The organism is Micromonospora sp. A200 (assembly GCF_029893845.1).
GTDB classification, from domain to species: domain Bacteria; phylum Actinomycetota; class Actinomycetes; order Mycobacteriales; family Micromonosporaceae; genus Micromonospora; species Micromonospora purpureochromogenes.
In genome coordinates this window covers 65,362-77,419 of sequence record NZ_JARXXY010000030.1, presented here as the reverse complement: position 1 = coordinate 77,419, position 12,058 = coordinate 65,362, and the positions used below count along the sequence as shown (strand labels likewise).

Sequence of the window (12,058 nt, the reverse complement as noted above, 5' to 3'; positions counted from 1 at the left end):
CCCACAGAGTTCAACTCGGCGAACGTGCCCGGCCCGGATGCCGCCAGCTCGCGACACAACTGCTGATAGCCGGCCAGCGGCGTGTCCCAGCGGCGGCGCCGCCACGCGTTGACCTCCACCACACACGCCCACACGTCACCGGCGGAGCGCAGCAGTCCGAAACACCGGCGCCGCTGGCCGGGCGTGACCCGCACAGCGACACGCGCGGTGCGGTACACGACCCGCTCCGCGGCGGGATCCCGACGGCGAGGCATAAACCGAAGCCAACACCACCCCTACGACATTCTCCCAACCCGACCCACCCGGCCAACGTTTGTGGACACGGCACTAGCTCAGTTGTCGTCCGGGGCGCCCGGGTGGCACCCCTCGGCCGGAGCTCGGCCGGGGAGATCGACCTCGACGGTCATGTCGAACCCGCCGGCGGGCTCGACACCGTCAGCGGGGTCAGCTGCCCGGTCCACCACCGGCGACTGCACCGCCGGCCGCTCACCTTCCCTCTCCGGCGGCAGTTGCTCCTGCGGGTCGACATCCCGGTTGGGTTCCTCCACCGCATCCTCGCGGTTCCTTCTCTCCTTGGCGCCCGACGCCCCTTCTTCGACGATCTCCGCGGCTGTCGTCGCGGTCCGTACGGCCTCCGGCAGCTTGTCGTCCGTCTTCTGCCAACCGAAGATGCTGGCCGCCGAGACCAGGAGTGTTCCGGCGCCGGCCGCCACGACCTCGCCCGCCCGGTGCGCCCCGGCCTGCAACCGCTCTCGCAGCGACGCGTCGGCGGTCGCCGCCCGCTCCTCGGCCCGGTCCAGCGTCTCCGCCGGCCCCGCCCCCCGCGTGCCCGGACCTCCGGCGTCCCGCCCATCGCCCTGCTCAGGCGACCGTTCCGCCCGGTCACGATCCTCGCCCCGTTCGGTGTTCTCGGCGCGTCGCGGGTCGCGGCGGTCGTCGTCGTCCGGCCGTCCGGCCACGTGCAGCGGGTCGTCCCAGCGTGGACCCATCTGTCACACCCTTCTGGCATATCGGCCGCTGGCGAGGACCCGCATCGGCCATCGGCAGGCGGCGAAGTGGGTGTCGACGGCCTCGGCGAGCCGGTCGGGCCAGGAGGGGGTGTCGTACTCCGCCCCCACGGCCGTCTCAACCACCGACGGCGTACGGGACCCGAAGGCAACGACCTGGCAGGCTGCCCGATCCCGCTGGTCGAGGTCGAACAACTCCGAGACGGCGCCGAACTGCTCGGTCACGGTACGGCCCGGGATCTCCACGCCGTACCGTCGCGCCCACTCGGGGCTTCGCGCGGAGCGTCCGGCTCCGGCCGCCGCTCCGGCCGCCTCGGCCCGCAGGTCGTCGCGCAGCACCGCCCAGCGGTACCGGTGCGCCAGGAAGTCGGGCTCCTGCTCCGCGCAGTGCCCGCCGCCGAACGCCGTCCAGTGCAGCGAGTCGACGACGTGCTTCACCAGCTCGTCAGGGTCGCATCGGCTCGACAGTTGCGCGGACCGCGCGGCGACCGCACCGTCGACCGCGTGCGACAGGGCGCACTCGCGCAGCCGCGCCGGCATCATGTGCAGGACCTGGATCAGCTCCGCGCGGAGGGCCGGGGTGGGCCAGCCGGTGAGGTGCCCCAGTACCGCCAGTTCGGCCCAGAGCCCCAACCAGGGCAGGTCCGCCAGCAGCAGTTGCGCCCGGCGCATGTCCCGCAGGGTGCAGGGCTGGGCCAGGCAGGCAGCGCCGCAGCTGGCGCTGCGACGGCCGATGATCTCCGACGGGTCTGTGGTGGCGGCCGGCAGGGCCGTCTCACGATCGGTTCCGTCCGGCACGCGGACGAGCACCGGGTGGTCCATGCCGTCGGTGAAGACCGCGCCGACGCCGGGCGGCAGCGTCACGACGAACTCCGACTGACGGTCGGTGAGGTTGACCGTCGCGCCGACGGCGTCCCGGTCGTCCCGCGCGGGCAACCGGTGGATGACCTTCACCGCGGTGTTCTTGATGACGTCCGGGGCGAGTTTCTCCGGGATCTGCTCGGCGATCACCAGGCCCTCCCCGTACGCGCGGATCTCCGCCAGCAGGCCGGCGAACAGCTCCACCGCGTGCGCGGCCGGGCCTGGGCGGTCAGTGCGCCGCAGCAGCCGGTGCGCCTCCTCGAAGACGCTCAGGTGTCGCAGGGTCACTCCGGCGGGGCGATCCTCCCGGCGTACCCGCACCCGCAGGTACTCGGTCAGCTGGATGAGCAGGACCCCCATGAGGAACGCCTTGTCCCGGTCGTCACCGACGTCCTCGATCTCGAAGACGACGTTCGAGTCCAGCAGGCGCGCGACGTCGATGGGGTGGCCGCCCTCGAAGAAGCCGCCCGTCGTACCCAGCCGCAGGCTGGCCAACCTGACCCGGATGAAGCCGCGGACATTGTCGGCGACCTCGCGGCCGTACCCGATCTGGTCCACCACCTCCTCCGCCACCTGTTGCAGGTCACCCAGGGTCGGATAGCGCGGCCGGTGCCCGGGCAGCCGCGGCTCACCCAGGGCCAGGTCCCACCCGAGCTGCTCGTACGAACGTGCCAGGGCGGCGCCGAGTACCTGGGGAAAGGGCTCGTCCGCGTCGAAGGCGGCGAGGAACAGGGCACGGACCAGGTCCGCGTGGGTCTGCAGCGGGAAGCCGGGCACCGGCCGCAGCGGGTTGAACCCCGCGGGTGGCGCCGTACCCTCGCCGGGGCGGACCACGACGACGCTCGCCCGCCGCAGCCGGTTGGCCATCCGCCGGTACTCGGCCTTCGCCGGCTCGATCACCAGCCAGGGCAGCCCCACCGCGGCGGCCTGTTCGAGCAGGTGCCGTACGGTCTGCGATTTGCCCGCCCCGGTCGCGCCGCAGACGAAGGTGTGCCGGTTGAGACTGCTCAGCGGTATCCGCAACTGGTCGCCCACGTTGCCGTGCCGGTCGAGCACGACACCGATCGCCATCGACTCAGCGCGGACGTCATTCCCCGCCCGTGCGGCCGCGGGCTGCCGTACCTCGACGGCGGTGGTCTCCGGGGTGACGTCGAACTCCGATCGGACGGTCAGGCGCACTCCGGGCGCCTCCTCCGTCGGGGGGACCGCCAGCGCGGCGACCAGCGACGAGCTGCCGAGGAACGCGCCACCCGGGACCACGGGCCGTGGCCCCGGGGACCGTGCCGGTTCGCCGGTCACGGTGGCCAGCTCGGCCCGCCCGAGCAGGTCGGTCAGGCCGCCGGAGGCGCGGGTGGGCGCCAGGGCGTACGGCAGACCGTGCAGGTCGACCGACGCGCAGAGCAGGCCCGCCACGGCCGCGGCGGCCCCCGGCGTCGTACCGGCGGCCAACAGGTCGATCCGCCACCACCCGAGCGTCTCGGCGGCGGCCAGTTCCCGGTGCCGGCGCCCGAGCCGCAGGGCGCGTACCGCCTGGGTGGGCGACGAGCCCCGGGCCTTGGCGTCGCGTTCCTGAGCGGCGAGCTGCCGGGCCTGCTCCGCGACCTCGCCGGCGGGGACCGGGTCGGCGAGCAGCAGCCAGGCGAACGCGCCCTGCCAGACGCCGAGCAGGCAGTCGTCGAGCCGGGGGCGCAGGTCGATGGCCGGATCCCGGTCGTCCCGCTCCTCGACCAAGCCGTCCGTCATCCCGACGAGCCGCGTCCAGCAGGGCAGCGCGTCGAGCAGCGCGGTCAAGCCTCCGGCGGGGTAGGCCAGGCCGACCGAGCCGGCGAAGAGGCTGGACCGGTGCCGACCGGCGGTACCCGCGGCCGCGGCGGTACCCGCGGCTTCGACGCCGCCGCCGGTGAAGACGTGCACGCCGCTCTGCTCGTCCGGCCGGCACCAGCCGACCATGACGCGGCCACCGCCTCCGGTCGCGGCGGCCGCATGGTACGCCGCGACGACGGCGGCCAGCCGCTGCCGGCGCCCCGGATCACCGCGGGCCCGGTCCATCAGCGGGGGCATCCGGGGCAGCTCCACGATCCGGTACGCCGGCACGTGGTCCAGCCAGCCGCGTACGTCCGACCGGGGATCGGCCGGAGGCGTCACCGCCAGCCCTCCGGGTAGTGCTCCTCGGCCCACTCGGACTCGTCGTCGTCGTAGTCGGGGCGCGGTTGTCCGGGTAGGTTCCGCAGCGGTGTGCCCGGCTCACCGGACAGGTAGGCCGCCGCCTGCGCCGGATCCGGGAGAGGCAGGTCCGGCAGCGGACCGGTGGTGACCCGAGGGAGGGAGACGATGTCCGGGTTGCACTCCACACTGCGGACCGACAGTCTCCCCGTGCCCTGGGTGACCTCGATCAACGCATAGTCCGGCAGGTCCTGGAGGGTGCGTGGCTCGACCACGTACTCGTACACCCGTTGCTCACCCTGGGACTCGTTCCAGTTCGTACTGTCGGCGACCGTCCTGGTGTGGGTCCAGCTCCGGCCGACGCTGACGCGTTTCTGCCACAGGGCACCGCTGGTCTGGTCGGAGAATCCGAGGCTGTCGCCCTGGGAGTGGGTCTGGCTGCCGCCGAGCGTACGGGTGAGCTGGCTGAGGACGAAGGTGTGCTGCCGGCCGATGAAGTCGGCCGCTCGCGCGGCCTCCTCGTGGTTGCTCAGGCGCATGAACGCGACCACGTCCGCGCCGACGGCGCGGACCGCCGAGTCCCGCAGGTGGCGGAACATCAACACGAGTCGGACCCCGCGGCGTACGCACAGGTCGGTCAGCCGCTCGATGTGCCGGTGGCTGAGGTCGTCCGCGCCGGCGACGACCAACGGGCCGACGAACGGCTCCGGCGAGGCGAGCCGCTGGACCAACCCCTGCAACACCAGTTCCTTGAGCAACTCCTCCCGGACGTTGTACGCGGCGTTCTCGTAGACGAGGCAGGTCAACCCGGGTTTCCCCAGCTCGTGCCGGCCCTGTTCCTGATCGGTCGCGGCGAACAGTTCGCGCAGCGGGTACAGATGGGATTCGATCCGTCGCAGGTTCGGGTGGGCCTGGCGCCGGAACTCGTCGGCGAAGAGCGAGTCGGTGATGTGCTCCCGCTCGGCCTCGCTCAGCTCGGGAAAGTCGCCCGGCTCGTCGAGCAGGACGCTGACCGCCGCGGCGATCCTGCGGATCGTGACATCCTCGCCGAGCGCCCGGCAGACGGTCGACAGGATGCGGTCGTCCTGCGCGCGGTCGGCCCGCCGACCGGCGGGGGCGTCCCCGTGCATCGCCTCGACGAGGCTGTCGACCAGGCCCGTCCGTCCACCTCGGACAGCAGCGTGGTCTCGCCCACCTGGTCGGGCAGCCGGACGGCGGTGACGTCGACGGAGGCCGCCCTGGCCAGCCAGACCAGTTCGTGGCAGGCGGGCTCGCCGGAGAAGTCCACGAGGGTCATCGCGCCCCTGGTACGCAGCATCGAGGCGCCCATCACGGTCAGCAGGGCCTCCCAGCCCCAGGCGCTGCCACCGACGATGTCGACCCGGCGGGTGGTCGGCGGCAGCAGCGCTGCCCCCCATTCGAGATAGCCGCTGACCCGCTCCCGCTCCTCGGCGTCGAACTGCTCGCGCAGCTCCTCCCACCACGCGCAATGGGCCTCGTAGCGCCGCAGCTGCTTTTCGTGCTCCCGCTCCGGCCCAGCCTCCGCGTAGCGACTGTTGGACCAGCTGTGCCACGCGCCACCCACCATCACCGCGAGCCCTATCGCGAGGATGACGCGCAGGTCGGACGGTCCCTGGCCCACGATGCCGAGACAGAGCAGAACCACCGTCACGCCGAAGCCGATGCCCACCCATCGCCGCATCCGGCGCCACTTGTCCACCTTCGCCGTCGCGGCGTCGAAGAAGACCTCGTCCCGCACGGGTTCGAGAGTCGGGTACGGCTCGGGGAAGTGATAGCGGTAGCGGTTCCGGTCGCGGAAGATCCAGCCGAGGCGTTCCCCCTCGACGAAGAGGAAGTCCAGATACTTCGATCCGCCCGCGGAACCGGTCATCGTTCACCTCGTGTGGTGAAGGTGGGATCGAAGCAGTATCCCGAATCGATGAATCGATGACCATAGTCCTCGTGGGCGCACCCTCAGCCGGTACCCGACCGGGGCAGCCGATCTGACCCCCCGGGCCCGCCGGCCGTCGTCGGCGCGGCTAGGAGCGCGGGCCCAGGTCGCCGGAGCGGTAGTGCCGCCGGCAGAGCACCTGGTAGCGCACCTCGGCGCTGTCCGCGGTGTCGCCGATGACGACCTGCGCGCCCTCGCGGACCACCCGCCCGTCGACCACCCGGGCGTTGAGCAGCCCCTCCCGGCCGCACCAGCAGAGCACCTCGATCTGGATCCGGGCCACCTCGTCGGCCAGCTCGAACAGCCGCTGCGCGGCGGGGAAGAGGCAGGACCGGAAGTCGGTGGCCAGGCCGAAGGCGTACACGTCGACGTCGTAGCCGTCGACCAGCTCGGCCATCTGCTCGACGTGCTCGACGTTGTAGAAGGACGCCTCGTCGCAGATCAGGTAGTCGACGCGTACCCCCTCGGCCCAGGTGTCGCGGACCAGCGTGCGCAGGTCGAGGGAGTCGGTGACCTCGACGGCGGAGTGGGCCAGGCCGATGCGGCTGGTGACCTGCGGGCCCAGCGACCGGTCGATGCGGGTGGTGACCAGGCCGCGACGGCCCTGCCGGGCGTGGTTGTAGTTCATCTGCAACGCCATGGTGGACTTGCCGCAGTCCATCGGCCCCCAGAAGAACTTCAGCGCGGCGGCGTGCAACGGTCGCCCGTCGACACCGCGGGCGGCGGCACAGCCGATGCCGTTCTCGTCCGGGCCCGGCAGCGGTCGGGCCAGGCAGGTGGGGGCGGCAGCGGCGTCGTCGGTCACGTCGGGGCAGCCTAGTCCATCGAGGCACCCCGATCGGTTCGGCTCAGAGCACCTTCGGTGGGGTGTTGCCGGCCGCGAGGATGGCCCGGCGGATCGGCACGGCGGCCAGCAGCGCGAAGCCCAGCACGAAGAAGATCAGCAGGGAGACCAGGCCCACCCGGTAGGAGGCGGTGAGCTGGAACACCAGCCCGAAGGCGAGCGGCCCGAGCCAGCTGGTGCCCTTGTCGCTGATCTCGTAGAAGCCGTAGTACTCGCCCTCCTTGCCGGTGGGGATGAGCTGGCTGAACAGCGACCGGCTCAGCGCCTGGCTGCCGCCGAGGACCAGGCCGATCGCCGCGCCGAGGGCCATGAACGGCAGCGGCGCCTCGGCGGGCAGCCGGAACGCCGCGATGATCACGCCGGTCCACAGCACCAGCGACAGCAGCACGGTCTTCCACGCGCCGATGCGCCGGGCCAGCGCGCCCAGGGCGAGCGCCCCGCCGAAGGCGAGGAACTGCACCAGCAGGATCGTCACGATCAGGGTGCTCTGCCCCAGCTTCAGCTCCTCGGTGCCGTACTGGCTGGCCAGGGTGATCACGGTCTGGATGCCGTCGTTGTAGACCAGGAAGGAGAGCAGGAAGAACAGCGTCAGCGGGTACGCCTTGATCTCGCGCAGGGTGCGGCCGAGCTGCCGGAAACCGTCGGTGAGCACGTTGCCGCCGCCGGCCAGCGCCGCGGCGGTGGGGCGTTCGCGCAGCCAGCGCAGCGGCACCAGGGTGAACACCGCCCACCACACGCCGGCGGACACGATGGACCAGCGGGCCAGGTCCAGGGTGCGCTGGGCGTTGCCCTCCTCGCTGAGCACGGTCACCGCGACCAGGTTCAGCGCCAGCAGCACGCCGCCGCCGAGGTAGCCGATGGCCCAGCCGCGGCTGGAGATGCCGTCGCGCTCGTCGGGGCCGCCGAGCTGCGGCAGGAACGAGTTGTAGACGACCACCGCCGCGCCGAAGGCGATGTTGGCGATCAGGAACAGCGCGCCGCCGAGCAGGTACCGCTCGCCGGTGACGAAGGCCATCGCGATGGTCGCGCCCGCGCCGGTGAACGCCGCGCCGGCCAGCAGCCGCTTCTTGTGTACCGACCGGTCGGCGATCGCCCCGATGACCGGCAGCACGAAGACGGTGAGGAACACCGACAGCGAGATCAGGTACGGGTAGTAGGAGCCGGCGGCGACCCGGATGCCGAGCGGGTGCACGTACCCGTCGCAGCTGTCCGCGCCGAGTTCGCAGCCGGCCGCCAGCTCGGTGACGGTGGTGAGGAACGGGCCGAGGAAGACCGTGATGACGGTGGTCTGGAACGCCGAGTTGGCCCAGTCGTAGAGGTACCAGCCGCGGCGTTCCCGACGGGTGCTCGCCGGCGGTGGGTCCTGCACCGCGGGGGTGACGGTCTCGGCCATGGGGGTCCTCGGTGTTCAGGCGGCCCAGTGGCCGCGGCTGCGGTAGACGTCGCGCAGCACGCCGACGTGATCGGTCATGATGCCATCCACCCCAAGATCAAGTAAGTCGTGCATCTCGGCAGGTTCGTCGATCGTCCAGACGTGCACCTGCAGCCCCAACCGGTGGCAGTAGGCGAGGAACCGCCGGTCCACCACCGGCACCCGCCCGTAGCGCGGCGGCACCTGCGCGGCCACCACCGACGGCGGCAGCCGCAGCCGCCACCCGTGCAGCGACGCCACCCGCAGCCGGGCCACCCCGCGCATGCCGAGGCTGGTCGCGACCCGACCCTCGGTCAGGGCCCGCAGCCGGATCAGCCGGGCGTCGCTGAACGACGCCAGCAGCACCCGGTCGGCCGCGCCCGCCCGGGTCACCGTCTCGACCGTCGGCGCGACCCCGCCGTCGGCCTTCACGTCGATGTTGAACCGCACCCGCGGCCACGCGGCCAGCACCTCCTCGAGCCGAGGTACGACCGCCGCCCCGCCGACGCGTACCGACGCCAGGTCCGCCCAGCGCAGATCGGCGATGCGCCCCCGCTCACCGGTGATCCTTTCCAGGGTGGCGTCGTGGAAGACCACGGCCACCCCGTCGGCGGTGCCGTGCACGTCGGTCTCGACGTACCGGTAGCCCAGGCCGACGGCCCGGGCGAACGCCTCGACGGTGTTCTCGTCGCCCTCGGCGGCCCCGCCGCGATGGGCGAAGGCCAGCGGCGCGGGCGCGTCGAGGTAGCCGTATCGGGTCAGCACGCAGCGCAGTATGCCTCGCCCCGGTGGCCCGCGGACGACCGGCCGGCGAGCACCCCGGGTCGCCGGTCCGGCCACCCGGTACGGTGCCCTGCGACGTCGCGGCGCGCCCGCCGCGACCGGCGTGAGGCGGGGGAGACGCGTGCGGCCCAGCATCCTGTTCGTCACCGACCTGGCCTACCCGGCGCAGGGCCGCCGCTACGGCGACGAGGACGTCTTCCTGACCTCCCGGCTGCGCGAGGACTTCGACCTGGCGCTGTGCCATCCCCGCGACGCGGCCGCCCTGATGGACCGCTTCGACGCGGTCGTGGTCCGCAACAGCGGCCCGGTCCTGGCCTACCGGGAGGCGTACGAGGCGTTCCGCGCCGCCGCGCTGGCCGGGGGCGTGCGGGTGTACAACCCGCTGACCGGCCGGGGCGACATGGCGGGCAAGCGGTACCTGGTGGAACTCACCGCCGCCGGCGAGCCGGTGATCCCGACCGTCGACCGGCTCGCCGACGTCGACCGGCTGCCGCCGACCGACGAGTACGTGGTCAAGCCGGTCGCCGGCGCGGACTCCGTCGGCCTGCGATTCGTTTCCCGCGACCGGCTCGCCGGGGCGGTCGACGGCCAGTCGCTGATCCAGCCGCGGGTGCCGTTGCGGTACGAGGTGTCCTTCTACTTCGTCGACGACGCCTTCCAGTACGCCCTGCACGCCCCCGACCCGCGGCGGCGCTGGGCCCTCGCGCCGTACGCGCCGACCGGGGCGGACCTGGACTTCGCCCGCCGCTTCGTGCGCTGGAACACCCTCGCCCACGGCGTGCAGCGGGTGGACGCCTGCCGCACCGTCGACGGGACGCTGCTGCTGGTGGAGCTGGAGGACCTCAACCCGTACCTGTCGCTGGACCTGGTCGCCGCCGACGTGCGGGAGGGGTTCGTGGCGGCGCTGACCACTTCCCTGCGCCGCTTCCTGGCCGCCGGCCAGGGGCTTTGACGCAGGCCCTGAGGCGGGTCAGCGCAGCCAGCCGGAGGTCAGGTCGGTGACCGCCGTCCCGGCGAGGTCGGCCAGTTTCACCCGGACGAACTCCCGCGCCGTCGTCGAGGTCTGCGTGCGTGGCGACGGGGTCGGGCCGGTGACGGCCGCGACGACGACGGTGGCGGCGTCCGCCGGGGACTGCGCCGCCGGGAAGACCCCGGCGCCGCGGTCGAGGTACGCGCGCAGCGCCGGCCCGTACACCCCGGCCCGCTCGATCGCGCGGTCCCGGTCGACGCCGACGTTGGCGACGAACTCGCTGGCCACCGCGCCCGGTTCGATCACGGCGACGGTCACCCCGACAGTCGCCGCGACCGGCGCGAGGGACTCCATGAACCCCTCCACGGCGAACTTCGCCGCGCAGTACGCCTCGTTGAACGGCTGACCGACCACCCCACCGACGCTGGTGACGGTGACCAGCCGGCCCCGACAGGCCCGCAGGTGCGGCAGCGCGGCCCGGCTGACGTGCAGCACCCCGAAGAAGTTGACCTCCATGACGGCCCGTACGTCGTCGACGGTCTCCTGTTCCAGGGTGCCGACGTGCCCGGCGCCGGCGTTGTTGACCACCGCGTCGAGCCGCCCGTACGCGGCCACCGTCTCGGCCACGGCGGCGGCGGCCGCGTCGGCGTCGGTGACGTCGAGCGGGCGTACGTCGATCAGGTCGGCCACCCCGGCGGCGTCGGCGGCCTCGCGCAGCCGGTCGGCGCGCCCGAGGTCGCGCATGGTGGCCACGGTACGCCAGCCGGCGCGCGCGCAGCCCAGCGCGATCTCCAGCCCGATCCCGGTGGAGGTGCCGGTGACCAGCACCGTCTGCTCGCTCATGTCTGCCCTGCCTCTCCTGGTGGAACGCCTGCGGGCAGGGTCTCACCGTTCGGGGCCGCGCGAGGGCAACTCCGGGTTGCCCGGCGCGGGGAGCGGACACTAGGGTCGATGTCGTGACTGCCGGGTCGGCCATGGGCCACGAGCGGACAGGGCACCCGGCCGGCGCGTGAGCCCCGGGTGGGCCCGAGGCCCGCCACGCGTGTGCTCCGCCCGTCGCCCTCGCCGCGACGCCTCCGCGATCCACACGCACCACGGCTCGGGCCGTCGGTGCCGCCTGCTGCGCGTGCCGTCCGTCGACGTCCGCGTTCCCCGCTCTTCGCACCCACCGCGCCGCCGCGCGGCGCGCCCATCTGCCCGGAGTAGCCACACCGCATGCCGAACGACGTCAACACCCAGGTCATCGAGGAGTTCCGCGCCAACGCCGGCCGTGTCGGCGGCTGGTTCGAGGGCGCCCGACTGCTGTTGCTCACCACCACCGGGGCGCGTACCGGCGCCCCGCACACCACCCCGCTGGGCTATCTGCCCGACGGCGATCGGGTCCTGGTGATCGCCTCCGCCGGGGGCGCGCCGCGACACCCGCAGTGGTTCCGCAACCTGGTGGCCGACCCGCTGGTCACCGTGGAGGACGGGGTCTTCACCTACCGGGCCCGCGCCGAGGTGCTCCCCGACGCCGACCGGGACCGCGCCTTCGCCCGGGCCGCCGAGGCCGACCCGGGGTGGGCCGACTACCAGGACCGGGCGGGCCGTCGGCTGCCGGTGGTGGCGCTGGAGCCGCTGCCCGGCCCGCCGAGCCCGCCGCCCGGCCCCCCGGGCGCGGCGCTGATCGCCGTGCACGACGCGTTTCGCCGCGAACTTGCCCTGATCCGGCAGGAGGTGGCGGCGGCGGGGCCGACGATCGGCGCGCAGCTGCGGGTGAACTGCCTGACCCTCTGCGAGGGGCTGCACGGGCACCACCAGCGCGAGGACGGGGGCCTCTTCGCCTGGCTGGCCGACGAGCGGCCGGATCTCGCCCCGGTGCTCGACCGCCTCGCCGCCGAGCACCGGGCGATGGCGGCGTTGCTGGACGAGTTGCGTGCCGTCCTGGCCACTCCCGCCGCCGACCGCGACGCGCTGGGCCAGGAGGTGGACCGCCTGACCGACCAGGTGCGGGCGCACCTGGCGTACGAGGAGGAGCAGCTGGTGCCGATCCTGAACGCCGCCGGCGGGTGACGTCGTCGCCGCCCGG

Annotated in this window: 10 protein-coding genes; 2 read left to right on the top strand and 8 right to left on the bottom strand. The window is 73.3% G+C overall.

Features of this window, described 5'->3' with window-relative positions; all coding sequences use genetic code 11:
* From M2302_RS25155 to M2302_RS25125, 7 genes are all read right to left on the bottom strand, one after another.
* Positions 1–218, bottom strand: a 218-nt coding sequence (locus M2302_RS25155; protein WP_280840313.1) for a hypothetical protein, incomplete at its 3' end; no start/stop codon positions are given.
* A gap of 114 nt (positions 219–332) precedes the next feature.
* Positions 333–989 carry a hypothetical protein gene (locus M2302_RS25150; protein ID WP_280840312.1) on the bottom strand — a complete coding sequence of 219 codons (657 nt, stop codon included), beginning with the start codon at positions 987–989 and terminating at the stop codon, positions 333–335.
* Positions 990–992: 3 nt separating this feature from the next.
* Entirely contained in the window at positions 993–4,013 is a 3,021-nt protein-coding gene (locus tag M2302_RS25145; RefSeq protein ID WP_280840311.1) for an ATP-binding protein, read from the bottom strand.
* A complete protein-coding gene (locus M2302_RS25140) occupies positions 4,010–5,161 on the bottom strand; it encodes a hypothetical protein (protein ID WP_280840310.1) in 1,152 nt (383 codons plus the stop codon). The genes M2302_RS25145 and M2302_RS25140 overlap by 4 nt, the downstream gene beginning before the upstream one ends.
* A gap of 909 nt (positions 5,162–6,070) precedes the next feature.
* Complete coding sequence (locus M2302_RS25135) at positions 6,071–6,742, bottom strand: thymidine kinase (protein ID WP_280840317.1); 672 nt, start codon at positions 6,740–6,742, stop codon at positions 6,071–6,073.
* An 88-nt stretch (positions 6,743–6,830) separates the two neighbouring features.
* Positions 6,831–8,219, bottom strand: a complete 1,389-nt coding sequence (locus M2302_RS25130) for an MFS transporter (protein WP_280840309.1) — start codon at positions 8,217–8,219, stop codon at positions 6,831–6,833.
* A gap of 15 nt (positions 8,220–8,234) precedes the next feature.
* Entirely contained in the window at positions 8,235–9,002 is a 768-nt protein-coding gene (locus M2302_RS25125; protein WP_280840308.1) for a glycerophosphodiester phosphodiesterase, read from the bottom strand.
* A gap of 139 nt (positions 9,003–9,141) precedes the next feature.
* Between M2302_RS25125 and M2302_RS25120 the strand changes: the two genes are divergently transcribed.
* Positions 9,142–9,972, top strand: a complete 831-nt coding sequence (locus tag M2302_RS25120; protein WP_280840307.1) for a hypothetical protein — start codon at positions 9,142–9,144, stop codon at positions 9,970–9,972.
* A gap of 18 nt (positions 9,973–9,990) precedes the next feature.
* Here the strand turns inward: M2302_RS25120 and M2302_RS25115 are convergent, their stop codons facing one another.
* Positions 9,991–10,833 carry an SDR family NAD(P)-dependent oxidoreductase gene (locus M2302_RS25115; RefSeq protein WP_280840306.1) on the bottom strand — a complete coding sequence of 281 codons (843 nt, stop codon included), beginning with the start codon at positions 10,831–10,833 and terminating at the stop codon, positions 9,991–9,993.
* 372 nt (positions 10,834–11,205) lie between these two features.
* On the opposite strand from M2302_RS25115, the gene M2302_RS25110 reads away from it, so the two are divergent.
* Complete coding sequence (locus tag M2302_RS25110; protein ID WP_280840305.1) at positions 11,206–12,042, top strand: nitroreductase/quinone reductase family protein; 837 nt, start codon at positions 11,206–11,208, stop codon at positions 12,040–12,042.
* The last annotated feature ends 16 nt before the right edge of the window (positions 12,043–12,058 follow it).

Coding starts and splice junctions, on each gene's coding strand:
- M2302_RS25140 (WP_280840310.1), bottom strand. CDS start 5,161: ATGCACGGGGACGCCCCCGCCGGTCGGCGGGCCGACCGCGCGCAGGAC.
- M2302_RS25110 (WP_280840305.1), top strand. CDS start 11,206: ATGCCGAACGACGTCAACACCCAGGTCATCGAGGAGTTCCGCGCCAAC.
- M2302_RS25115 (WP_280840306.1), bottom strand. CDS start 10,833: ATGAGCGAGCAGACGGTGCTGGTCACCGGCACCTCCACCGGGATCGGG.
- M2302_RS25150 (WP_280840312.1), bottom strand. CDS start 989: ATGGGTCCACGCTGGGACGACCCGCTGCACGTGGCCGGACGGCCGGAC.
- M2302_RS25130 (WP_280840309.1), bottom strand. CDS start 8,219: ATGGCCGAGACCGTCACCCCCGCGGTGCAGGACCCACCGCCGGCGAGC.